The sequence below is a fragment of the Streptomyces sp. NBC_01506 genome (assembly GCF_045040295.1).
GTDB lineage: Bacteria > Actinomycetota > Actinomycetes > Streptomycetales > Streptomycetaceae > Streptomyces.
Map to the genome: position 1 here is coordinate 4,771,993 of NZ_CP109422.1, position 24,174 is coordinate 4,796,166.

Here is a 24,174-nt window from a genome sequence, read left to right on the forward strand (position 1 = left end):
TTCACGTGAAACCGATCGATCCGCGTCTGCTGCGGTACGCACGGGCCACCCGGCGCTTCCTGGTGGCGGTGGTGGTCCTGGGACTGGCCGGTGCGGGGCTGGTCGTGGCCCAGGCGATGATCATCGCCGAGGTGGTCGTCGGCGCGTTCGAGGACGGGCTCGACGCCGCCGGACTGCGTACGCCGCTGCTCCTGCTGGGCGCGGTCGCCGTCGGGCGGGGACTGGTCGCGTGGCTGACGGAGCTGGCGGCGCACCGGGCGAGCGCGGCGGTCAAGTCCGAGCTGCGGGGGCGGCTGCTGGAACGGGCGGCCGAGCTGGGGCCGGGGTGGCTGAGCGGTCAGCGCACCGGCTCGCTCGTCGCGCTGGCCACGCGTGGGGTGGACGCGCTGGACGACTACTTCGCGCGCTATCTGCCGCAGCTCGGGCTCGCGGTGGTGGTGCCGGTGGCGGTACTGGCGCGGATCGTCACCGACGACTGGGTGTCGGCGGGTGTCATCGTGCTGACGCTGCCGCTGATTCCGCTGTTCATGGTGCTCATCGGCTGGGCCACGCAGTCCCGGATGGACCGTCAGTGGCAGTTGCTGTCGCGGCTGTCGGGGCACTTCCTGGACGTGGTCGCCGGGCTGCCCACGCTGAAGGTCTTCGGGCGGGCGAAGGCGCAGGCCCAGTCGGTGCGGGAGATCACCTCGGAGTACCGGCGGGCCACGCTCCGTACGCTGCGGATCGCCTTCCTGTCGTCCTTCGCGCTGGAACTGCTGTCGACGCTGTCGGTGGCGCTGGTGGCCGTGGGGATCGGGATGCGGCTGGTCCACGGGGATCTGGATCTGTACACGGGCCTGGTGGTGCTGATCCTGGCACCCGAGGCGTATCTGCCGCTGCGGCAGGTGGGGGCGCAGTACCACGCGGCGGCGGAGGGGCTGGCGGCGGCGGAGGAGATCTTCGCGGTTCTGGAGTCCGGGCCCGCTGGTTCGGGTGGCGGGGCTGACGTACCGGTACCGGATTCCCCGCGGCTCGAGCTGGAGGGCGTGACGGTACGCCACGAAGGCCGTACGGAACCGTCGTTGGACGCGGTCTCGCTGGTGGTCGAACCGGGGGAGACGGTCGCCCTGGTCGGCCCGAGCGGCGTCGGCAAGACGACGCTGCTGAATGTGCTGCTCGGCTTCACGGCACCCACGCGGGGCCGCGTACGGGTGGGCGGGAGCGACCTGTCGTCCCTGGACCTGGACCGCTGGCGCGAACGGATCGCCTGGGTGCCGCAGCACCCGTATCTCTTCGCGGGGACGGTCGCCGAGAACGTACGTCTGGCCCGCCCGGACGCGGACGACGCCGCCGTGCGCGAGGCGCTGCGAGACGCGGGGGCGTACGACTTCGTGACCGCGCTCCCCCAGGGCGCGGACACGGCACTGGGCGAGGACGGCGCGGGCCTCTCGTCCGGCCAGCGCCAACGCCTCGCCCTGGCACGGGCGTTCCTCGCGGACCGCCCGCTGCTTCTGCTGGACGAGCCCACGGCGGCGCTGGACGGGGAGACGGAGGCGGGCATCGTGGACGCCGTCCGCCGGCTGTCGGCGGGCCGCACGGTCATCCTGGTCATCCACCGCCCGGCGCTGCTGCCGGTGGCGGACAGGGTGATCGAACTGGGCGGGGCGCCTGGCGGGCCGCTCGGTGCGGGCGGGCGTCCGGACTCGGCGGCGGGCGACACCGGCGCGGGGGCCGGTCCGGGTACCGCTGCCGGTTCGGGCGGGGTGCCCAACCGGCCGTCCCTTGCGGGCCGGACGTCGGGCTCGGCGTCTGCCGTCACGGGCGCCGGGCCCGCCCGGTCGGTCGACGCACAGCGGACGCCGGGCTCCGCCTTCGACGGGGTCGGTGCCGCCGGGGCCTTCGGCCCGCCCGGCGAGGGCGCCGGACCGGACGCGACCCCTGGTTCCGGCGGGGCGCCGGGCCGGCCGTACGACTCCGGGAGTGCCGCCTCGGGCGCCGGGCCCGCCTTGCCGGCCGGCGTATGCCGTACGTCGGGGTCGGCGGCCGTGGGCTCCGCCCGGGGCACGCGCCACGACGAGGCCCCCACCCCCACCGCCGCCCCCCTCGCCCGGATGCGCGCCGCCGTCGGGGACCTGCGGGGGCGGTTCGTTCTCGCGCTGGTGCTGGGGAGTCTGGCCCTCGGCTCCGCCGTCGGGCTCATGGCCGTGTCCGGGTGGCTCATCTCGCGGGCGTCCGAGCAGCCGCCCGTGCTGTATCTGATGGTGGCCGTGACCGCGACCCGCGCCTTCGGGATCGGGCGGGCCGTCTTCCGGTACGCCGAACGGCTCGTGTCCCACGACGCGGTGCTCCGCATGCTGGCCGACCTCCGGGTCGCCGTCTACCGGCGGCTCGAACGCCTCGCCCCCGCCGGGCTGCGCGAGGCCCGGCGCGGCGATCTGCTCTCCCGGCTCGTCGCCGACGTCGACGAGCTCCAGGACTACTGGCTGCGCTGGCTGCTGCCGGTCGGCTCCGCCGTGCTCGTCGGCGCGGGCGCCGTCGCCTTCACCGGTTGGCTGCTGCCCGAGGCGGGCGCGGTGCTGGCCGCCGGACTGCTCGCCGCCGGCGTCGGCGTGCCGCTGGTGAGCGGCGCCCACGCGCGCCGCGCCGAGCGGCGACTCGCCCCCGCGCGCGGCCTGCTGGCCACCCGGGTCGCCGAACTCCTCGAAGGCTGCGCCGAACTGACCGTCGCCGGCGCCCTCGGCAGCCGTATCCGCGCCGCGCGCGCCGCCGACGCGACGCTGACGGCCGTCGCCGCACGCGGCGCCACCGCCACCGCGCTCGGCGGCGGCCTGTCCGCGCTGATCTGCGGGCTGACGGTGTCGGCCGCCGCGTACGCCGGTGTCGGCGCCGTGCACGGCGGGCGGCTCGAGGGCGTCGCGCTGGCCGTCGTCGTACTGACCCCGCTCGCCGCGTTCGAGGCGGTCGCCGGTCTGCCGCTCGCGGTGCGCTACCGGCGGCGGGCCGCGCGCGGCGCCGAGCGGGTTTACGAGGTGCTGGACGCGCCCGTCCCCGTACAGGAGCCCGCGCGGCCGGCCGCCGCTCCCGCGACGCCGTTCCCGCTGGAGGTACGCGGCCTGACAGCCCGGTACGCGGGGCAGGAGCGCGACGCGCTCAGCGGCGTCGACCTGACCCTGACCGCCGGGAAGCGGGTGGCCGTCGTCGGGCCGTCCGGCGCCGGGAAGACGACGCTCGCGCAGGTGCTGCTGCGCTTCCTGGACGCGCGCGAGGGCGGCGTCCGCCTCGGCGGGACGGACGCCGCCGCGCTGGACGGCGACACGGTGCGGCGCTTCGTCGGGCTGTGCGCGCAGGACGCGTACCTCTTCGACAGTTCCGTACGCGAGAACCTCGCCCTCGCCCGCAGGGACGCGACCGAGGACGACCTCCGCGACGCCCTGCGCCGCGCCCGCCTGCTGGAGTGGGTCGACGCGCTTCCCGCCGGCCTCGACACCCTCGTCGGCGAGCACGGCGCCCGCCTCTCCGGAGGCCAGCGGCAGCGCCTGGCGCTGGCCCGCGCGCTCCTCGCCGACTTCCCCGTCCTCGTCCTGGACGAGCCCGCCGAACATCTCGACCTCCCGACCGCCGACGCGCTGACGGCGGACCTGCTGGCGGTCACGGAAGGGCGTACGACGCTGCTCATCACCCACCGGCTTCAGGGGCTCGACGCGGTCGACGAGGTGATCGTGCTCGACGGCGGGCGGGTGGCGCAGCGCGGGCCGTACGCCGAACTCGTCGCGGTGGCGGGGCCACTGCGCACGATGCTGGAGCGCGAGCGGGGCCCGGTCGCGCAGGCCGTGCCGATCGTGCCGGTCGCGCCGGTCGCGCCGGTCGTGCCGGTCGTGCCGGCCGGGCAACCGGCTTGAGCGCCACCGCCGGCCCGGAACCGACTTTCCATATGAAATAGGACTAATTAGGGTCGAGGGTATGACAGCGCCCGAACCCGATGACACCCGCGACGACGCCGCCCGCGAGGCCGACGCCGCGCGCCGTCTCCAGGGCCTGTCCACCGAGCTGACCGCCCGCGTCCCGCAACTGCTCGAAGCCATGCGTTCCGTCGGCACCGGCCTCGATCTGCACTCCACCCTCGACCGGATCTGCGAGACGGCGGCCCGGCTCGCCGACGCCCGCTACGCGGCGCTCGGCGTCGTCGACGAGACGGGCGACGGGCTCAGCGACTTCGTCACCTACGGCGTCGGCGAGGACGTCGCGCGGCGGATCGGCCGCCGGCCGGACGGCCGCAGCGGACTGCTCGGCGAGCTGATCCAGCACCCCGAACCGCTGCGGCTCGCCGACCTCAGCGCCGATCCGCGCGCGGCCGGATTTCCGCCGCACCACCCGCCGATGCGGACGTTCCTCGGTGTGCCCATCCGCGTCCAGGGCGAGATCTTCGGGAATCTGTATCTCTGCGAGAAGCACGGCGGCGGTGAATTCACCGACCACGACCAGCACTTGGTGCGGGTGCTCGCCACCGAGGCGGGCCTCGCCATCGGCAACGCGCGGCTGTACGAGGCGGCCCGGCAGCGCGAGCGGTGGATCGACGGGTCGGTCGCCGTGACGACGGCCCTGCTCTCCGGCACGGAGGCCGACCACTCCGACCGCACCGGAGACCGCACCGGTGAAGGCACCGGTGAAGGCACCGACCACACCGACTACGCCGAGCACGCCCACCACGCCCTCACCGTCGTCGCCGAACAGGCCCGCAAGCTCGCCGACTCGGCCGCCGGCATCGTCCTGCTGCCCACGTCCGACGGGGGACTGGAGATCGTCGCCGTCTCCTCCAGAACCCTGGACTCCTACCTCGGCGCCCGGGTCTCGGCGGAGAGCACCATCGCCGCCAAGCTGCTGGCGGGTGAGTCCGTGTACCTGGACGCCAGAACCGACCCGCGCCTGACCTCCCCGCTGTCCGCCCACTACGGCCCGAGCATGCTGCTGCCCCTGCACAGCGACGGCCGGGTGCTCGGCGTCCTCGTCACCCCGCGCGCCGTCGGCGCCCGCCCCTTCACCGAGTCGGAACGCACCCTCGGCACCCAGTTCGCCTCGCAGGCCGCCCTCGCGCTGATGATGGCCGAGGCGCAGCGCGACCGGGAACGGCTGGCGGTTTTCGAGGACCGCGACCGGATCGCCCGCGACCTGCACGACCTGGTCATCCAGCGGCTGTTCGCCGCCGGGATGATGCTGGAGACCGCGCAGCGGCAGTCGGACGTGCCCGAGGTGCGTACGGGCGTCGGCAAGGCGGTCGACGAACTGGACGTCACGATCCAGGAGATCCGTACGGCCATCTTCGCGCTCCAACAGGGCCCCGCCGAGGCGCCGTCCACCCTGCGCACCCGCGTCCTGCGCGAGATCAACATGGCGGCCGTGCCACTCGGCTTCAAGCCCACGCACCGCTTCGTCGGCGGGGTCGACTCGGCCGTCGGCGAACTCACCGGCAAGAACCTCATCGCGGCGCTGCGCGAAGCCCTCTCCAACACCTTCCGGCACGCGCGGGCCTCCCGGATCGAGGTCACGGTGGACGCGAGCGCCGAACTGCCCGACGGCACACCCGCCGTCCGACTGTCGGTCGCCGACGACGGCGTGGGCATCCCGGAGGGCGGCCGGCGCAGCGGTCTGCGCAATCTGCGGCGGCGTGCCGAGTCACTGGGCGGGTCGAGCGAGGTCGGGCCGGGGCTGGGCGAGGACGGCGGCGGTACGACGGTGATCTGGCAGGCCCCGCTCTAGGTTCTAAAAGGGTGTCCCGCCGCGTCGCCCGCCGGAACGTCAGGCCCGCGCGCGTGCCACCAGTCGCTCGATGACGACGGCGACACCGTCCTCGTTGTTCGCCACGGTGCGCCCGGAGGCCGCCGCGATCACATCCGGATGCGCGTTGCCCATCGCGTACGACGTACCGGCCCAGCCCAGCATCTCCACGTCGTTCGGCATGTCCCCGAAGGCGACGACCTCGTCGGAGGAGATACCGCGCTCGGCGCAGCACAGCGCGAGCGTGCTCGCCTTGCTCACCCCGAGGCCGCTGATCTCGAGCAGCGCGGTGGGGCTGGAGCGGGTGAAGGCGGCCAGGTGCCCGGCCGCCGTACGGGCGAGCGTCAGGAAACTGTCGGGTGTCAGGGTCGGGTGGTGCGCCAGCAGCTTGACGATCGCGTCGCCGTCGCCCGCCCCGGCCTCCTGAAGAAGCTTCTCGGCGCTCGCGACGGTCACGCCCGGGTCGTCCAGGAAGGGCGGGTACTGCGGCTCGTAGTCGAAGCTCGTCGTCCGCTCGACGGCGAACGAGGTGCCCGGCGCCGCGTCGCGCAGCGCCCGTACGACGCCGAGCGCGACGGCCGGGTCCAGCCCCCGGACCTTGACCAGCTCGCCGGCTCCCGCGGGCCCGCCGCGCAGATCGACGACGACCGCGCCGTTGGCGCAGATGGCGAGGCCGTGCCGGTGCACATGGTCGCTGACGATGCCCATCCAGCGGGCCGGCCTGCCGGTGACGAAGAAGACCTCGATCCCGGCGTCCTCGGCGGCGGCGAGCGCGGCGACGGTGCGCTCGGAGACGGTCTTGTCGTCGCGCAGCAACGTTCCGTCAAGATCGGTGGCGATCAGCCGGGGGCGGGCGGGGAGCGGGGACTCGCTAGCTGAGGTCACCCGCCCATTCTCCCGCACCGCTTCGCACGTGAGCGCGGCGGCCCGCACATGTGAGCGCCCTCACGCCTCAGGCCGCGCGGCGGCACGTAGGGTCGGGCCCATGCGTCTGAGCACTGTGATTCTTCCCGTCCGCCGCTGGCACGAGGGTGGTCGCGACGAGTGGTCGCGCGCCGAGGAGCTGGGCTTTCACGCGGCGTACACCTACGACCATCTGTCGTGGCGCACTTTCCGGGACGGCCCGTGGTTCGGCGCGATCCCCACCCTGACAGCCGCCGCCGGGGCCACGGAGCGGATCCGTCTGGGCACGCTGGTGACGTCGCCGAACTTCCGGCATCCGGTGACGCTCGCCAAGGAGCTGATCTCGCTGGACGACATCTCCCGCGGCCGGGTCACCCTCGGGATCGGGGCCGGCGGGACGGGCTTCGACGCCGTGGTGCTGGGACAGGAGCCCTGGTCGCCGCGTGAACGGGCCGACAGGTTCGGCGAGTTCGTGACGCTGCTCGACCGGTTGCTGACGCAGGACGCGGTGACGGCCCGGGGGACGTACTACTCGGCGGTCGAGGCCCGCGACATTCCGGGCTGTGCGCAGCGGCCACGGCTGCCGTTCGCCGTCGCGGCGACCGGGCCGCGCGGGCTGAGGCTGGCCGCGGAGCACGGTCAGGCGTGGGTGACGACGGGGGATCCGAAGCTTTTCGAGTCGGGTACGGCCAAGGAGTCGCTGGAGGCGGTCCGCGGGCAGATCGGGCGGCTCGGCGACGCGTGCGCGGAGGTCGGCCGTGATGTGGCCGGTCTGGAGAAGATCCTGCTCAGCGGCTTCACGCCGGGGCGTCCGCTGGAGTCGTTCGACGCGTTCGTGGACTTCGCGGGACGGCACTTCGAGCTGGGGATCACGGAGATCGTGGTCCACGCGCCGATCCCGGACTCGGATTTCGCGATGGATCCGGCCCTGTTCGAGCGGATCGCCACGGAAGGGCTCGCGCAGCTCGGTCGGTGAAGCTCGGTCGGTGAACCGCAGTCGGTGAACCTCCGTCGGCGGGGCTCAGGCGGCGGGGCTCAGCCGGTGAAGCGGAGGTAGCGCGGCGGTACGGCCTCGGCGAGCCAGACGCCGTTCGTGCTGACGCGGAAGACATGGCCGTCGCGGTGCATCGCGCCCGCGTCCACGGGCAGGACGACGGGCCGGCCGCGACGGGCGCCGACGCGGGTCGCCGTCTCGCGGTCGGGGGAGAGATGGACGTCGTGGCGGGTCATGGGCCGCAGGCCCTCGGCGCGGATCGCGTCGAGGCTGCGGGCGACCGTGCCGTGGTAGAGGTACGCGGGCGGCTCGGCCGGCGGCAGGTCGAGGTCGACCTCGACGGTGTGGCCCTGGTTGGCGCGGATCCTGTCGCCCTCGATGGTGAAGCGCTGTTTGTCGTTGGCGGCCACGACGTGGTCCAGCTCGGCGCGGGTGATGGGGAAGCGGTGGTCCGCCGTGGCGCGCAGCAGCGCGTCGACCTCCACCCAGCCGTTCGGGTCGAGCGTGAGTCCGATCCGCTCGGGCTGGTGCCGCAGGTGTTTCGAGAGGTACTTCGACACCTTCACGGTGCGTCGCTCGTCGGGCGTTTGGGCGTCGGGCGTTCCCGCGCCCGGTGTTCGTGTTCTGGTCATTCCCACAGCGTGCCCGGTGATCTCGCGCGGGCGCCACTTATTTCGATCCGATCCAAAAACGATCAGGGTGGAAATGTTTGATCCACAGTCAACTCGGGTTATCCACAGGCTATTTGGCGACTCTGTGGACAACTCGCGCCCGGATTAGCCTATTTGGTCAAGTTGGGTGTTCTGTCTGTGGGTTGCGGCGAGAGTGTCCAACGTCCTTGCCCGCAGCTCCCGTTCGGCCGCCGCCGCGATGAACGCCGGGGCGTTCTCCTCGCCAACCAGCCTGTGTACGGCCTCGATCGTGTCGGCCGGCAACCGCACGGAACGGGTCCGCTCGCCCTCCGGCTCCGGGTCCTCGGCCAACAGGTGCCGCTGGAGACGGCGGGTCGCGAACAACCGCATGGCGCGCGCCAGTTCGGCGTCCACCGTCTGCCGTGCGAGCGGGCGCAGCCGTCGTACGAGCGACGCCGCCTCCGCCGCGTCCGCGTCGGTCGGCGGGTGATCGCCCAGATAGCGCGCGAAGACGTGCTCGGTCGTGAACTCCAGGAAACGCGCGGCGATGTGCTCGACCTGACCGCGAAGTTCCCGCAGATGGACGGAGATCGCGGCCAGCGGCACCCCCGCCGCGTACAACTCGACGGCCACCGACAGCTCTTGGGGGCTCGGTACGAGGAATTCGTCGTCCCGTCCGGGGACCCGCTCCAGCACCCCCAGCTCCACCGCCTCCGCGAGCGCCGCCTCGTCGGGGGAGCCGCCGAACCGCTCGTCCAGCTCCGCGCGGGTGATCCGGGCGGCGTGCTCGTCCGTCCATGGCCCATGTACCTCGGTGACCAGGCCGAGCACCCCGCCGAGACCGCGCCCGGCGTCCCACGCCTCCAGCAACTCCTTGATGGAGGCGAGCGTGTAGCCCCGGTCGAGCAGGTCCGCGATCTGCCGCAGCCGGGCCAGATGCGCGTCCCCGTACACATTGGCCCTGCCCCGCCGCTCCGGGGCGGGCAGCAGCCCCCGGTCCTGGTAGGCGCGGATGGTCCGGACCGTGGCGCCGCTCGCGTGCGCCAGGTCCTCGATGCGGTACCGGCCGGTCTTCGGGGTCCCCGACACGCTCACTCCTTCCACCGCCCCGGCACCCGCTACCCCAGTGCGGCGCGGCCCACGGCACCGGCCGCCGCGCGGGCCGCCGGCGAGGTCGCGAGATAGTCGACGGCCCTGCGCAGCGAACCCTCCCGCGAGGGGTGGTACGACCGCCGGAAGTACCGGGGCACCGCCGCACCCAGCTCCCGCCAGGTGGGCAACAGACCTTTGGATATGGCCCGGTTGTGCTCGCGCAGCGAGTAGCGCCCCCGGCCCGCGAGCTGCGGATCGTGCCGGATCAGATACGCCGCTCCCCACCCCCAGAGCCAGAGCATCACCGGAGCGGTGACGGCCATCGTCTCCAGCCTGCGGGCGTAGCGCACCGGATCGGGGCCGCCGCAGTGCTGGTACATGTCGAAGGCCACCGACCGGTGTTCGACCTCCTCGGCGCCGTGCCAGCGCAGCAGGTCGAGCATGACCTCGTCCGCCCCGGCCCGGTCCAGCGCGTCCGCGCGCAGCACCCAGTCCCCCAGGACGGCCGTGAACTGCTCGATCGCCGCGACGATCGCCAGCCGGAAGCGCAGCCACTCCCGCTCGGGCCACGGCACCCCGAAAGGCGGCTTCTCGCCGAGCAGGATCTCGAAGAGATAGTCGACGTGCCGGGTGTACGGCTCGGTGTCCAGCCGCTGCTCCGCCAGGTGGTTCAGCACATACGCGTGCTGCACGCTGTGCGTCGCCTCCTGGCCCATGAAGCCCTTGACGTCCTTGAGCAGCACCGGATCATCGACCAGTGGCAGGGCCTCCTTGAAGACCTTGACGAACCAGCGCTCGCCCGCGGGGAGCAGCAGATGCAGCACGTTGATGACGTGCGTGGCGGTTGGCTCGTCGGGTATCCAGTGCAGCGGAGTCTCGCGCCAGTCGAACGACACCCGCCGCGGGGCGATCACATACGCCTCGTCCGTCACCGCTCTCTCCGGGCGGCCTTCGCCGCTCTCCTCGCGTCGGGCCTCGCGTCGGGCCTCGTGTCCGGCTTCGCGTCCGGCTTCGTGTCCGGCGTTCACAGCGGCGGCTCCAGACGGGCGATCGCGCGCAGCGTCCTGGGCGCGAAGCGGGACAGCAACCGAAGTCCCCGGGCCTCCGGAGTGACCGGTACGACGGCCTCGTTGCGTACGACCGCCCGCAGGACGGCGTCGGCGACCTTCTCCGGCGGGTAGTTGCGCAGCCCGTACAACTGGGACGTTCTCTTCCGCTGTCGGGTCTCCTCCTGTGCCGAGACTCCCGTGAACCGCGCGGTTTCCGTGATGTTGGTGTTCACGAAGCCGGGGCAGATGGCGCTGACCCCGATGCCCTGGCCGGCCAGCTCGGCACGCAGGCATTCGCTGAGCATCAGCACCGCCGCCTTGGAGGTGCTGTAGGCGGGCAGCGCCCGAGAGGGCTGATAGGCCGCCGCCGAAGCGGTGTTGACGATGTGGCCGCCCTGGCCGCGGGCGGCCATCTGCCCGCCGAACAGCCGGCAGCCGTGGATGACGCCCCAGAGATTGACGTCCAGGACCTTCTTCCAGTCCTCGCTCGTGGTGTCCAGGAACGGGCCCGAGAGCCCGATCCCCGCGTTGTTCACCAGGACGTCCACCGTGCCGTACTCGGTGGCGACCTTCTCGGCCAGCTTCTCCATCGCCTCCTCGTCGCCGACGTCGACGGTCTCGGCCCAGGCGCGCGGTGCGCCGATCAGCCGGGCCATCTCGGCGGTCCTGGCGGCCCCTTCGGCGTCCCGGTCGACCACGACGACCCGGGCGCCGGACTCGGCGAACGCGAACGCGACGGCCCGGCCGATGCCGCTCGCCGCGCCGGTCACCAGGACGAGCTGCCCGCCGAACCGCTCCCCGTAGGGGCCGCTCGCCACCAGATCCCGCGCCCGGCGGGCCCGGCTCTCCCGACGCGCCTTGCCGGTCGGGCCGCTGACCGCCGCGCCGCCGGCGCCGCTCTCCCTGCGCGCCTCGGATTCATGCCCGGGTTCAGGCTCGGGCTCGTGGGCCGTGACGAACTCGGTGATCCAGGAGGCCAGTTGATCGGGTCGCGTACGCGGCACCCAGTGCCGGGCGGGGAGCGTACGGCGCACCAACTGCGGCACCCACTGCTCCAGGTCGTCGTACAGCCGCTCGGAGAGGAAGGCGTCTCCGGTCGGAGTGATGAGCTGGACGGGAACGTGGGCGTGCGCGTCGGCGCGCGGTCTGCGCAGCCGGGCGCGGATGTTGTCCCGGTAGAGCCAGGCGCCGTGCGCGGCGTCGTCCGGCAGCGAGGCGGTCGGATACGCGTCGGCCTGTTCCGCGCCGCCCGATTCCCCTCCCGATTCCCCTCGTGCGGGCGTCCGCCCCCGGGGCACCTTCTCGAACCGATCGAGGAGCTTGGGCCACTGCTTGCCGAGCGGCCCGCGCCACGCGAGTTCGGGCAGCACCGGCGTGTGCAGCATGTACACATACCAGGACTTGGCGCCCTGGCCGAGGAGTTGGCCCACCGCGCGCGGGGTGGGCCGGGTCATCCGGCGCTTGATCCAGTGCCCGAAGTGGTCGAGCGACGGCCCCGACATGGAGGTGAACGAGGCGACGCGGCCCGACGTGCGCCGTACGGTCGCGAACTCCCAGCCCTGCACCGACCCCCAGTCGTGCCCCACCAGATGCACCGGCCGGTGCGGGCTCACCGCGTCGGCGACCGCCAGGAAGTCGTCCGTCAGCTTCTCCAGGGTGAAGCCGCCGCGCAGCGGCTTCGGCGCCGTCGAACCGCCGTGCCCCCGCACGTCGTACAGCACCACATGGAATCGCCCGGCCAGTTGTTCCGCGACCTGCGACCAGACCTCCTTGCTGTCCGGATACCCGTGCACGAGCACGACCGTCGGCCGCGCCGGATCACCCAGCTCGGCCACGCACAGATCGACGCCGCCCGTGCGCACCCGGCGCTCACGCGCCCCGGCCGGCCGCGGAACTGACTGAAGCGACATCACGCACCCTCCGCCCAACGCCGCACATGCGGCAGATCGTCATCCAGCCAGAACGCGCTCTGCGCCGGGTCCCGGGAGTCGGTGACCACCAGGATCTCCTCGAACTTGGCGCCCGTGCCCCGGAATCCGAGGTGCGGCTCGACCGCCCACAGCCCCGGTCTCGGCGGGTGGTCGGAGAATCTGTACGGGCTCCACAGCGGCGACCAGCCCTCCCGGTGCCCGTGCAGCGCGTCGCTCGCCAGACCCTTCAGCGCCTGCGTACCGAACCCGAGGACATGCGGTGACCAGCGCCGGTCCTTCACGCGGTCGATCTTGTGGGCGATCACGCCGAAGGGGTAGGCCCGGTGCCTGTTCTCATATCCCTGCCGCGCCATCAGCCGGTCCACGTCCTGGTAGATCTCCCGCAGCGGACGCCGCTCGCGCACCTCGCGCAGCAGCAGGTCGCGGTGGGCCTGAAGATCGGCGAGCAGTTTGTCGTGCAGCGGGTTCGGGTCGGGGCCCAGACAGCCCGAGTAGCCGACGTCGGCGGTGAAACCCCGGTGGACCGGCGCCATGTCGAGGATGAACGGCATGCCCGGCGCCAGCCTGCGGTTGGTGGGGAAGAACTGGAGCGGGATCCGGAACCCCGTGAAGGCCGTACGGTCCCCGAACCAGGCGAAGGGCAGATGGAACCAGTCGCGCACCCCGCGCGCCCGCAGCCAGTCGCGCTGCATCCGGGCCGCCTCGCGCTCCGTGACACCCGGCCGCAGGCGCGCGGCCACCGCTTCCGCGCACTCGTAGGCCAGGCGCTGCACGGATCTGAATCCCCGCAGCTCCGCGGTCTGTTCGCCCGTCACCGCTGATGCCATGCCACCCCTCCATGCCGTGTGCGGTACGTGTTCGTAACGTGACACTGATGAATGTGACAATGTCCGGCGGCTGCGTCAAGAGCCCCGTCAAGCCTGTGGAAAACTCTCCGCCGACGGCATATCCCGGCCAGTTCCGGCCGGTTCCGGCGAGTTCCCGCCAGTTCCGGTCAGTTCCGGCCGACCTCCACCCTTCGGACTGACTTTTGACGCTGCCCTTACGGGTCCGTACACCTCAAGACGGACCTCGAGACAACCGTCAGGGCTGACGTCCGCTGTGGTGTGCGCCACTACCGTCTTCAACGTGACTGTGATCGCTACTGAAGGCCTGAGTAAGCGGTTCCCCCGGGTAACCGCGCTTGACCGGCTCTCCTTGGACATCGGACCGGGTGTGACCGGTCTGGTGGGTGCCAACGGAGCCGGCAAGTCCACCATGATCAAGATCCTGCTGGGACTGTCCCCCGCCACGGAAGGCCGGGCCGCCGTGCTCGGGTTCGACGTCGCCACCGACGGCGCCGCCATCCGCGAGAGCGTCGGATACATGCCCGAGCACGACTGCCTGCCGCCCGACGTATCGGCGACCGAACTCGTCGTCCACATGGCGCGCATGTCCGGACTCCCCCCGACCGCCGCCCGTGAACGCACCGCGGACACGCTGCGCCATGTCGGCCTGTACGAGGAGCGGTACCGCCCCATCGGCGGCTACTCGACCGGCATGAAGCAGCGCGTCAAACTCGCGCAGGCGCTGGTCCACGACCCCAAACTCGTCCTCCTCGACGAGCCGACGAACGGTCTCGACCCCGTCGGCCGCGACGAGATGCTCAACCTGATCCGCCGTGTGTACACGGATTTCGGCATCTCCGTCCTCGTCACCTCGCACCTCCTCGGCGAGCTCGAACGCACCTGTGACCACGTCGTCGTCATCGACGGCGGCAAGCTGCTGCGCTCCAGCTCCACGAGCGACTTCACGCAGACGACGGCGACGCTCGCCGTCGAGGTCACCGACACCGACACCCACCCCGACGGCACCGGCGCCCTGCGCGGGGCCCTGACCGCGGCCGGACTGTCGCTCCACGCGGGCGAGGAGGACGGGCTGCCGGGCGCCGGCCACATCCTGCTGATCGAGGCGACGGGCGAGGAGACGTACGACGTCGTACGCGACACCGTCGCCGAACTCGGCCTCGGCCTCGTACGGATGGAACAGCGCCGCCACCACATCGCGGAGGTCTTCCGCACGAAGGACGCCGCGTCGGCGGCCACCGGCGCGCAGGCCGTACCGGCGCCGTCAGGCGCGGCACAGACCGGAACGGCACACAGCGGCGGGGCCCAGACCGGCGCGGAACTGGCACTCCAGAAGGGAGGCGGCAGCGATGAGCACTGACCTCACCCAGATCCACAACATCGGCTACCGCAACTACGACGGCCCCCGGCTCGGCCGCGCCTACGCCCGCCGCTCCCTCTACTCGCAGTCCCTGCGCGGCTCCTACGGCCTCGGCCGCTCCGGCAAGTCCAAGATCCTGCCGATGATCCTGTTCGCCGTGATGTGCCTGCCCGCCGCGATCATGGTCGCTGTCGCCGTCACGACCAACCTCAAGACCCTGCCGGTCCCCTACACGCAGTACGCGATCGTCACCCAGGCCGTCATCGGGCTCTTCCTGGCCGCCCAGGCCCCGCAGTCCGTCTCCCGCGACCTGCGGTTCAAGACGGTGCCGCTGTACTTCTCGCGCCCCATCGAGCGCGTCGACTACGTCGTCGCCAAGTACGGCGCGATGGCCTCCGCCCTCTTCGTCCTGACCGCCGCGCCGCTGGTGATCCTCTACCTCGGCTCGCTGCTCGCCAAGATGGACTTCGTCGACCAGACCAAGGGCTTCGGCCAGGGACTCGTGTCCGTGGCGCTGCTGTCACTGCTGTTCGGCGGACTCGGTCTGGTGATGGCCGCCCTCACCCCGCGCCGCGGCTTCGGCGTCGCCGCCGTGATCGCCACGCTGACCATCACCTACGGCGCCGTCTCCACCGTCCAGGCGATCTCCTTCCACGGCGGTTCGGGCAACGCCGTCGAATGGCTCGGCCTCTTCTCGCCCATCACGCTCATCGACGGCGTAGGGACCGCGTTCCTCGGCGCCAAGTCGTCGTTCCCCGGCGAGGTGGGCCCCTCGGCCGGCGTCGGTGTCGTCTATCTGCTGGTCGTCCTCGCGCTCATCCTCGGCTCGTACGCCGTGCTCATGCGCCGTTACCGGAAGGTCGGGCTGTGACCACCCTCAACATCGAGCACGCGTCGCGCTGGTTCGGCAACGTGGTCGCCGTCAACGACGTGACGATGACTGTCGGCCCCGGCGTCACCGGACTGCTCGGACCGAACGGCGCGGGCAAGTCCACGCTCATCAACATGATGGCCGGGTTCCTGTCACCCTCCAACGGAAGCGTCACCCTCGACGGCGCCAAGATCTGGCGCAACGAGTCCGTCTACCGCGCGATCGGCATCGTCCCCGAGCGGGAGGGGATGTACGACTTCCTCACCGGGCTCGACTTCGTCGTCGCCAACGCCGAACTGCACGGCCTCGGTAAGAAGGAGGCCCAGAAGGCGCTCGCCACGGTCGAGATGGAGTACGCGCAGGACCGCAAGATCGCGACGTACAGCAAGGGCATGCGCCAGCGCGTGAAGATGGCGTCCGCGCTCGTCCACGAACCGTCCGTGCTGCTCCTCGACGAGCCCTTCAACGGCATGGACCCGCGCCAGCGCATGCAACTGATGGACCTGCTGCGGCGGATGGGCGACTCCGGCCGTACCGTCCTGTTCTCCTCGCACATCCTTGAGGAGGTCGAGCAGTTGGCCGCGCACATCGAGGTGATCGTCGCGGGCCGGCACGCGGCCTCCGGCGACTTCCGCAAGATCCGCCGGCTGATGACCGACCGGCCGCACCGCTATCTCGTACGGTCCAGCGACGACCGCGTCCTGGCCGCCGCGCTGATCGCCGATCCGTCCACGGCCGGTATCGAGGTCGACGTCACCGAGGGCGCGCTGCGCATCCAGGCCGTCGACTTCGGGCGCTTCACCGAGCTGCTGCCGAAGGTCGCCCGTGAGCACTCCATCCGGCTGCTCGAGGTCTCGCCGTCCGACGAGTCCCTCGAATCGGTCTTCTCGTACCTCGTAGCGGCCTGAGCGGCCTTGACAAGGAGCTGTGACGTCCATGTACCACCCCACAGTCGCCCGGCTCACCTACCGGGCCCTGCTCGGCCGGCGCCGGGCCGCCGTCCTGTTCATCCTGCCGGCCCTGCTCATCCTCATCGCCGTGGCCGTGCGGGCCTTCGAAGGCGTGGACGACCAGACCGCCTCGGACGTCCTGGGCGGCTTCGCCCTCGCGACCATGATCCCGCTGATCGGCGTGATCGCCGGAACGGGCGCCATCAGCCCCGAGATCGACGACGGATCGATCGTCTACCTGCTGGCGAAGCCCGTGAAACGGCCGACGATCATCTTCACCAAGCTGATCGTCGCGATCTCCGTGACCATGGCGTTCTCCGCGGTCCCCACCCTGATCGCCGGATACATCCTCAACGGCAACGGCCAGCAGATCGCGGTGTCCTACACCATCGCCGCGCTGGTGGCCTCCATCGCCTACAGCGCGCTGTTCCTGCTGCTCGGCACGGTCAGCCGGCACGCGGTCGTCATCGGCCTCGTCTACGCGCTGGTGTGGGAGACGCTGTTCGGCAGCCTGATCGCGGGAGCGCGCACGCTCAGTGTCCAGCAGTGGTCGCTGGCGGTCGCCGAGAAGGTCGGCGGTGAGGGCATGATCACCTCGGAGGTCGGACTGCCGCTGGCGATCGTCCTGTTGGCCGGCGTGACGATCGTCGCGACCTGGTACGCCGGGCAGAAGCTGCGCACGCTGACCCTCGCCGGCGACGAGTGAGCGCAGATCTCCCACGTCGTACCCGAGTACGTGAGTACGTGAGTACGCGCGGCGCCGCGACCCCCGCCCGGTGGGCGGGGGTCGCCGCGTAACTGTAGGTTTATCGGCTCGTTGTTCCGCGTGCGTGGAGGCAACTGGAGTTCGTGACGCCGAGTTTTCGTGAAGCTGGGGATTGCCGGTGCCGGATCGAAAGCCGCACCGGTCATTGAGTGAGTAGCCACCGTGAGCCGACCTCCGCCCCTGATGCCCGGGGAGAGGGCCGTCCATCATCGGTTCACGAATGGAAGGCACATCCATGCCACCCGAAGGTGCCCTGCTCGAATCGCGCTCGATGCGCGACAGTGTCATGACGCGCGTCGACGCGCTCGACAAGGTCAAGGCTCTGCGGCTGCTGCCGGACGGCGTACATGTCACGACGGAGGACGTCGCCCGCTACTTCGAAGTATCCACAGACGTCATCAGGCAGTTGACCGCGCGGCATCGCGCGGAGCTGTCCGAGAATGGTCTGCGAGTGCTACGCGGCTCTGACCTGCGTGAATATCAGAGTGACAACATGTCACTCTCATCCGGAGGCGACGGAAGTTATCCACAGAGGCGCTCCAGCCTCACCCTCCACAACCGCCGCGCCGTCCTCAACATCGCGATGCTTCTGCGCGACAGCGACATCGCGCGGTGCGTCCGTACGTACCTCCTCGACGCCGAAGAAGGCTGGCGCGAGGGTTACGCCTCGCTCGACCGGCGCGTCACCGACGTGGAGTCCTGCCTCGGCAGGGTCGGCGTGGCGCTCCAGGAGTTGGGGCCGGTGCTGAACCGGATGTCGTACCGGCTCGACAACCTCGACCGGAGGCTCGACGCCACCAACCAGGTGGTCGCCGCGATCAGTAACCGGCTGTGCGAGATGTCCGACCGTATCGACCGGGTGGACGCCAAGGTGGATCACGTCGCCCAGCAGGTGGGGGAGTTGCGGCGGGCGCGTAAGCGCCGCTGATCCGTCCGGTCCGACGGCAACCCTTCCGTACGCAGGCGGGCGGCCCCTTCCCGGTCCGGGCGGGGGCCGCCTCCGTACAGAAGGCGGCACTTCGGACCTAGGTCCGCGTACGGATACGCCTAGGACGCAAGCGGTTACGGGACGCCCGTTCTGGTCCCCGCGCCCGATGACCTGCCCCGATGTCCGCGCCTAGCGTCGTGGTCATGCGAATCGGATTTCTCGGAACAGGAAACGTCGCCCGCGCGGTGGCCACCGCAGCCGCAGCCGCCGGCCACGACGTCGTACTCGGCTCACGCGACCCCAAGGCGGCGGCGGACAGAGAACTCGGCCTGCCGGTGGCCGGGTTGACCGAGGCGGTGGAGCACGGCGAGACAGTCGTCAACGCCACCCCCGGCACCGTGTCACTCGAACTGCTCGGCGGGCTGCGGAAGGAGCTCGCCGGCAAGATCCTTCTCGACATCGCGGTGGGCCTCACCGACGACATGGCCCTCGCCCACCCCAACTCCAGCATCGGCGAGCAGCTTCAGCGGGCGCTCCCGGACACCAGGGTCGTCAAGACGCTCGTCACGATGGACAGCGCCGCGATGGTCGATCCGGGCGGGCTGAGCGGCGAGAGCACGGTCTTCCTGTCCGGGGACGACGCCGGTGCGAAGGCCGAGGTGGGGGCGCTGCTGGGCGACTTGGGCTGGCCCGCCGACTCCCGACTCGACCTGGGCGGCATCGAGACGGCGCGCGGCCAGGAGCACCACGCGCTGCTGTTCATCGGTATCGCCGAGGCCCTGGGGACGCACACCTTCAACATCAGGGTCGTACCGCCGAAAACGGTCGCCAAGTAGCCCAAAGGCCAAAGCCTGAGGTAAATCGCTGGCGCTCAACCCCCTTACGGGGGGACAGTGGTCATGTCAGGTACCACTGGACCGGGAGAGGAGCGCGGCGATGACCGGTAATGCGAGTCCGTCGGGTTCCCGACAGGGCAGTCCCGACCCGGCACCGGAGTAACCACTTCCGCTCCGTGCAGCCGACGGTGACCCGCCCAAGGGGGCGGTCGCTTCGAGCGCGCGCTCGCGCGTGGACCGCCCCCTCCCCACTCTCACTGGTGCTGAAGCAGCCTCTCCAGCACCACGGCGATTCCGTCGTCGCCGTTCGACGCCGTGATCTCGTCCGCCACGGCCCTCAGCCGCTCGTGCGCGTTGGCCATCGCCACGCCGTGCCGCGCCCAGTCGAACATCGGGATGTCGTTGGGCATGTCACCGAACGCGATCGTGTCGGCCGCCGTCAGACCGAGCCGCCGCGCCGCCAGCGACAGCCCCGTCGCCTTGCTCAGACCCAGCGGCAGGATCTCCACCACACCCGGACCCGCCATCACCACGGCGACCATGCCGCCGACCGTCTCCTGCGCGGCCTGCGCCAACTCGTCGTCGCTCAGCTCCGGATGCTGTATGTAGACCTTGTTGATCGGCGCGGTCCACATGTCGGCGGGATCGTCCAGGAGTAGCACGGGCAGCAGGTCTCCCTCCAGCCGGTAGCCGGGCCCCACCAGGACATCACCGTCGAGACCGTCACGGCTCGCGGCCAGCGCCAGCGGACCGACCTCCGCCTCGAGCTTCGACAGCGCGAGGACCGCCACCTGCCGGTCCAGCGTCACCGACGTCAGCAGTCTGTGCTCACCGGCGTGGTAAACCTGCGCGCCCTGGCCGCAGACCGCCAACCCGTCGTAACCGAGGTCGTCGAGGATGGCGCGCGTCCACGGCACGGCCCGCCCCGTGACGATGATGTGCGCGGCGCCCGCCGCCGTGGTGGCGGCGAGCGCTTCGCGCGTGCGCGCGGAGACCGTGTGGTCCTCGCCCAGCAGCGTGCCGTCGAGATCGGTCGCGACGAGCTTGTACGGGAAGGCGGCGGCCGGGTCGGCGGCGGACGCCGGGACGGCGGAGCCGGTCACTTCGCGATCGGATTCAGCGTCTCGCGCCCGCCCAGATACGGACGGAGCACTTCCGGCACCCACACCGAACCGTCGGCCCGCTGGTGGTTCTCCAGCAGCGCCACGATCGTGCGCGGTACGGCGCAGAGCGTGCCGTTCAGCGTCGCCAGCGGCTTCACATGCTGCTTGCCGTCCCTGGTCTCACGCATCCGTACGGAGAGCCTGCGGGCCTGGAAACCGTCGCAGTTGGAGGCGGAGGTCAGCTCGCGGTACTTGCCCTGCGTCGGGATCCACGCCTCGCAGTCGAACTTGCGCGAGGCCGAGGCCCCCAGGTCACCCGTGGCCACGTCGATCACCTGGAAGGGCAGCCCGAGGCCGGTCAGCCACTGCTTCTCCCACTCCAGCAGCCGTGTGTGCTCGGCCTCGGCGTCCGCCGGGTCGACGTACGAGAACATCTCGACCTTGTCGAACTGGTGCACCCGGAAGATGCCCCGGGTGTCCTTGCCGTACGTGCCCGCCTCACGCCGGAAGCACGGCGAAAATCCCGCGTACCGCAGGGGCAGCTTGTCGGCCTCGATGATCTCGTCCATGTGGTACGCGGCGAGCGGCACCTCCGACGTACCGACCAGGTAGTAGTCGTCCTTCTCCAGGTGATAGACGTTCTCGGCGGCCTGGCCGAGGAAGCCCGTGCCCTCCATCGCGCGCGGGCGCACCAGCGCGGGCGTCATCATCGGGATGAAGCCGGCCTCGGTCGCCTGCGCGATCGCCGCGTTCACCAGGGCGAGTTCGAGCAGGGCGCCGACGCCCGTCAGGTAGTAGAAGCGCGAGCCGGAGACCTTCGCGCCGCGCTCCATGTCGATGGCGCCGAGCGCTTCGCCCAGCTCCAGATGGTCCTTGGGCTCGAAGCCCTCGGCGGCGAAGTCGCGGGGCACGCCGATCGTGTCGAGGACGACGAAGTCCTCCTCGCCGCCCACGGGCACGTCCGGGTGCACGACGTTGCCCAGTTGGAGGAGCAGCCGCCTGGCCTCCTCGTCGGCCTCGTGCTGCGCCACGTCGGCGGCCTTGACGGCGGCGGACAGCTCGCGCGTACGGGCCAGCAGCTCGGTCTTCTCGTCGCCCGTGGCCTTGGGCACGAGCTTGCCGAGCGTCTTCTGCTCGGATCGCAGCTCGTCGAAGCGGACGCCGGAGGCCCTGCGCCGCTCGTCGGCGGAGAGCAGGGCGTCGACGATCGCGACGTCCTCTCCACGGGCGCGCTGCGAGGCGCGGACACGGTCGGGATCGTCTCGGAGCAGGCGAAGGTCAATCACCCCACCAGGCTACCGGTGCGCGCTTCCGCCGCCCCACCTCATATTTCAGTGTGTGGCACTTTGTCTGAATTGCCGCAATTGGGGAGAGTGGGGAAAGCGCGAAAAGGAAGAGGCGTCTTCGTCAATATCGGGTGGCCAATTCCCCGGAAAGGGGCATCGGTGAGTGTGCCGTTGACTCATTTCCCTTGTGGCGCGCGGCACTTGGGCCGACGTTGTCCACAGAGGCATCCTCGTTCGGAAAGTTATCCACAGGCTGTGTGGGGGATCTGTGGACCGAGAGCGGCATCACGGTGAAAGCCCATGTGGGAGCGGGAGGATTCCCCTCTTAAACCCGTTTCACGCCCTCATTCGGTGGGGCTTGATCCCTCTAAGGAGTTGATCAATGGAATTGGGGTGACATTGAGGTGACACGGGCCACCTGCCGCCCTGTGGACGGAAGTGCGGTGACTGAGCCGATTTGTCGACCTTGTCGGCCGGTACTGTCGACTTGTCCCCAGGGTGACAGACCCACCTGTGGATAACTCTGGGGACAACGGACCGGCCGCCGCCCTCGCCGCCCCGCCGCCCCCGCCGGCTCAGATCCGGCCGTCCTGGCTACGGGCCAGCCAGTCGGCCGCGTCGATGAACTCCGCGTCCGACGTCCCCGCGCGCAGCCGCCCCACATCCTGCGGAGCCACCCCGGCCCTCGGGTACGACCCCAGGAACCGCACCTTCGGACTGATCCGCCTCAGCCCCATCAGCGCCTCGCCCACGCGCCGGTCCGCGATATGGCCCTCGGCGTCCACGGCGAAGCAGTAGTTACCGATACCCGCGCCCGTCGGCCGCGACTGGATCAGCATCAGGTTGACCCCGCGTACGGCGAACTCCTGGAGCAGTTCGAGCAGCGCGCCCGGGTGGTCGTCGCCGAGCCAGACCACGACCGACGTCTTGTCCGCGCCGGTCGGCGCCGACGGGCGCGCGGGCCTGCCCACCAGGACGAAGCGCGTCTCCGCGTTCTCGGCGTCGTGGATCTCGGTGACGAGGGCTTCGAGCCCGTACGTCGCCGCCGCGAACTCACCCGCGAAGGCGGCGTCGAACCGCCCCTCCTGGACCAGCCGCGCGCCGTCCGCGTTCGACGCGGCCGACTCCCACAGCGCGTTCGGGAGATGGGCCCGCAGCCAGTTGCGCACCTGCGGCTGCGCCACCGGATGACCGGTCACCGTCTTGACGTCGGACAGCGCCGTACCCGGCCTTACGAGCAGCGCGAAGGCGATCGGCAGCACCACCTCGCGGTAGATCATCAGGGGCTCGCCCGAGGCGAGTTCGTCGAGGGTCGCGGTGACGCCGCCCTCCACCGAGTTCTCGATCGGTACGAGGGCCGCCGCGGCGTCCCCGTGCCGTACGGCGTCGAGAGCCGCGGGCACCGAGACCATCGGGACCAGCTCCCGCGTGGCGGCTTCCGGAAGGGTGCGGAGGGCGGCTTCGGTGAAGGTGCCCTCGGGGCCGAGGTACGTATAGCGCGTGGCCGACATGTGGTCACTTTAGTCCGACCGGCGGACAGCCCAGGACGCCCGCCCGCAGAGGGTTCCCGTAGAGCGTTCTCGCGGAACGTTCAGGACTCCAGCAGCCGCTGGCCGACATACTCGCCCTCGCGCGCACCGCCCGGCACCGCGTACAGCCCGCTCGCCTCGTGCCGGACGAACGCCGACAGCGCGTCCCCCCGGTCGAGCTTGCGCTGCACCGGCACGAAGCCCTTCAGCGGATCGGCCTGCCAGCAGATGAACAGCAGACCCGCGTCGGGGGTGCCGTCCGCCGCGATCCCGTCGTGGAAGGAGAAGGGGCGGCGCAGCATCGCGGCCCCGCCGTTCTGCTCCGGCGCCGAGATCCGGGCGTGCGCGTTGTCCGGGATCACGAGCTTGCCGTCCGGGCCCGTCTTGTCGAGGTCGAGCGCGGTCGTCTCCACACCGCCCGTGAGCGGGGCGCCGTCGGACTTGCGGCGGCCGATGACGAGTTCCTGGCGGTCGACCGGCAGGGCCTCCCAGTCGTCGAGCAGCATCCGGATCCGGCGTACGACGGCGTACGAGCCGCCCGCCATCCAGTCCGGTGTCCCGGCCGGCGGCTTCGCCGGGACGAAGATCCGCCGGTCGAAGTCGGGCTCCGCCGGCTTGGGGTTGCCGGTGCCGTCGATCTGGCCCATCAGATTGCGCGCGGTCATGGGACGGGAGGTGGCGCCGGGCGAGCGGTTGAAGCCGTTCATCTGCCAACGCACGTGCGCCGCGTCGCCCGCCTCTTTAAGAAGGGCGCGCAGCGCGTGGAAGGCGACGAGCGCGTCGTCCGAGCCGACCTGCACCCACAGATCACCCTCGCCGCGGCGGGCGTCGAGCTGGTCCGAGGAGAAGGCCGGCAGCGGGTCGAGCGCCGACGGGCGCCGGGCGAGAAGCTTCGTACGGTCGAAGAAGCTCCGCCCGAAACCGAAGGTGACCGTCAGCGCGCAGGGCCCCGCGTCCAGCGCGACGCCTGTGTCGCCCGCCCCGGCCGGTTCGCCGGCCATGAGCCGCCGCGCGGTCTGTGACCAGCGGCGCAACAGCGCCGCGGCCTCCTTGCGCCCGGCGCCCGGTGCGAGGTCGAGGGCGACGAGATGGCCGCGGGCCTGCATCGGGGTGGTGATACCGGCCTGGTGGGCGCCGTGGAAGGCCACAGTGGACGAGCCGACCGTGGTGAGGGCGGTCGGCGCCTCGGGGCGGGTGGCGGCGTACGTGGCGCTCCCGCCGGCCGCCCCGGCGACGAGCCCGGCGGCGCCGGCCGCGCCGGCCGTACCGAGCAGCCGCCGCCGCGAGATCGCAGGGGAGGAGGCTGCGCGGCCGTCGGTGTCGGCGCCGGATCCGGTGTCGCTGGTCG

General features: G+C 71.4%; 19 protein-coding genes. 9 read left to right on the plus strand and 10 right to left on the minus strand.

Annotated elements, in window-relative coordinates; translation table 11 throughout:
* Nucleotides 1-5 precede the first annotated feature (5 nt).
* Together cydD and OG329_RS20850 are read left to right on the plus strand one after the other, a co-directional pair.
* Entirely contained in the window at nt 6-3,878 is a 3,873-nt protein-coding gene (gene cydD / locus OG329_RS20845) for a thiol reductant ABC exporter subunit CydD (RefSeq protein ID WP_405797138.1), read from the plus strand.
* Between the two features lie 61 nt (nt 3,879-3,939).
* Complete coding sequence (locus OG329_RS20850) at nt 3,940-5,733, plus strand: GAF domain-containing sensor histidine kinase (protein WP_405797139.1); 1,794 nt, start codon at nt 3,940-3,942, stop codon at nt 5,731-5,733.
* A gap of 39 nt (nt 5,734-5,772) precedes the next feature.
* Here OG329_RS20850 and OG329_RS20855 read toward each other — a convergent pair whose 3' ends face one another.
* On the minus strand, nt 5,773-6,654 hold the full coding sequence (locus OG329_RS20855) for an HAD family hydrolase (RefSeq protein WP_405797141.1): 882 nt from the start codon (nt 6,652-6,654) through the stop codon (nt 5,773-5,775).
* Between the two features lie 82 nt (nt 6,655-6,736).
* Between OG329_RS20855 and OG329_RS20860 the strand changes: the two genes are divergently transcribed.
* Nucleotides 6,737-7,630: an LLM class flavin-dependent oxidoreductase gene (locus OG329_RS20860; protein ID WP_405797143.1), complete on the plus strand. Its 894-nt coding sequence runs from the start codon at nt 6,737-6,739 to the stop codon at nt 7,628-7,630.
* 59 nt (nt 7,631-7,689) lie between these two features.
* Here the strand turns inward: OG329_RS20860 and OG329_RS20865 are convergent, their stop codons facing one another.
* The 5 genes from OG329_RS20865 to OG329_RS20885 all read right to left on the minus strand — a co-directional run bounded on the left by OG329_RS20865 (nt 7,690) and on the right by OG329_RS20885 (nt 13,179).
* The gene (locus OG329_RS20865; RefSeq protein WP_405797144.1) at nt 7,690-8,280 is read right to left on the minus strand and encodes an RNA 2'-phosphotransferase; all 591 of its coding nucleotides are present in this window, start codon (nt 8,278-8,280) and stop codon (nt 7,690-7,692) included.
* A gap of 144 nt (nt 8,281-8,424) precedes the next feature.
* Complete coding sequence (locus OG329_RS20870) at nt 8,425-9,369, minus strand: MerR family transcriptional regulator (protein ID WP_405797145.1); 945 nt, start codon at nt 9,367-9,369, stop codon at nt 8,425-8,427.
* Between the two features lie 29 nt (nt 9,370-9,398).
* Nucleotides 9,399-10,304, minus strand: a complete 906-nt coding sequence (locus tag OG329_RS20875; protein WP_405801933.1) for a metal-dependent hydrolase — start codon at nt 10,302-10,304, stop codon at nt 9,399-9,401.
* Nucleotides 10,305-10,396: 92 nt separating this feature from the next.
* Nucleotides 10,397-12,331, minus strand: a complete 1,935-nt coding sequence (locus OG329_RS20880) for an SDR family oxidoreductase (protein WP_405797146.1) — start codon at nt 12,329-12,331, stop codon at nt 10,397-10,399.
* On the minus strand, nt 12,331-13,179 hold the full coding sequence (locus OG329_RS20885) for a M24 family metallopeptidase (RefSeq protein ID WP_405797147.1): 849 nt from the start codon (nt 13,177-13,179) through the stop codon (nt 12,331-12,333). Before OG329_RS20885 ends, OG329_RS20880 begins: the two co-directional genes overlap by 1 nt.
* A gap of 307 nt (nt 13,180-13,486) precedes the next feature.
* Here OG329_RS20885 and OG329_RS20890 point away from each other — a divergent pair, with 307 nt between their 5' ends.
* The 6 genes from OG329_RS20890 (at nt 13,487) to OG329_RS20915 (ending at nt 18,908) form a co-directional block, all read left to right on the plus strand.
* The gene (locus OG329_RS20890) at nt 13,487-14,557 is read left to right on the plus strand and encodes an ABC transporter ATP-binding protein (RefSeq protein WP_405797149.1); all 1,071 of its coding nucleotides are present in this window, start codon (nt 13,487-13,489) and stop codon (nt 14,555-14,557) included.
* Nucleotides 14,547-15,428, plus strand: a complete 882-nt coding sequence (locus OG329_RS20895) for an ABC transporter permease (RefSeq protein WP_405797150.1) — start codon at nt 14,547-14,549, stop codon at nt 15,426-15,428. Before OG329_RS20890 ends, OG329_RS20895 begins: the two co-directional genes overlap by 11 nt.
* Nucleotides 15,425-16,336 carry an ABC transporter ATP-binding protein gene (locus OG329_RS20900; RefSeq protein ID WP_405797152.1) on the plus strand — a complete coding sequence of 304 codons (912 nt, stop codon included), beginning with the start codon at nt 15,425-15,427 and terminating at the stop codon, nt 16,334-16,336. The genes OG329_RS20895 and OG329_RS20900 overlap by 4 nt, the downstream gene beginning before the upstream one ends.
* A 28-nt stretch (nt 16,337-16,364) precedes the next feature.
* On the plus strand, nt 16,365-17,084 hold the full coding sequence (locus OG329_RS20905) for an ABC transporter permease (RefSeq protein ID WP_405797154.1): 720 nt from the start codon (nt 16,365-16,367) through the stop codon (nt 17,082-17,084).
* Between the two features lie 295 nt (nt 17,085-17,379).
* Nucleotides 17,380-18,072 (plus strand): hypothetical protein, encoded by a 693-nt coding sequence (locus tag OG329_RS20910; protein ID WP_405797155.1) that lies wholly within the window; start codon nt 17,380-17,382, stop codon nt 18,070-18,072.
* A 203-nt stretch (nt 18,073-18,275) separates the two neighbouring features.
* Nucleotides 18,276-18,908 carry an NADPH-dependent F420 reductase gene (locus tag OG329_RS20915; protein WP_405797157.1) on the plus strand — a complete coding sequence of 211 codons (633 nt, stop codon included), beginning with the start codon at nt 18,276-18,278 and terminating at the stop codon, nt 18,906-18,908.
* A gap of 254 nt (nt 18,909-19,162) precedes the next feature.
* Here OG329_RS20915 and OG329_RS20920 read toward each other — a convergent pair whose 3' ends face one another.
* The 4 genes from OG329_RS20920 to efeB all read right to left on the minus strand — a co-directional run bounded on the left by OG329_RS20920 (nt 19,163) and on the right by efeB (nt 24,115).
* Entirely contained in the window at nt 19,163-20,011 is an 849-nt protein-coding gene (locus tag OG329_RS20920; protein ID WP_405797159.1) for an HAD family hydrolase, read from the minus strand.
* The gene (gene serS / locus OG329_RS20925; RefSeq protein WP_405797160.1) at nt 20,008-21,297 is read right to left on the minus strand and encodes a serine--tRNA ligase; all 1,290 of its coding nucleotides are present in this window, start codon (nt 21,295-21,297) and stop codon (nt 20,008-20,010) included. The genes OG329_RS20920 and serS overlap by 4 nt, the downstream gene beginning before the upstream one ends.
* A gap of 575 nt (nt 21,298-21,872) precedes the next feature.
* Entirely contained in the window at nt 21,873-22,808 is a 936-nt protein-coding gene (gene pheA, locus OG329_RS20930; RefSeq protein ID WP_405797161.1) for a prephenate dehydratase, read from the minus strand.
* Between the two features lie 80 nt (nt 22,809-22,888).
* Nucleotides 22,889-24,115: an iron uptake transporter deferrochelatase/peroxidase subunit gene (gene efeB, locus OG329_RS20935; protein ID WP_405801934.1), complete on the minus strand. Its 1,227-nt coding sequence runs from the start codon at nt 24,113-24,115 to the stop codon at nt 22,889-22,891.
* Nucleotides 24,116-24,174 lie beyond the last annotated feature (59 nt).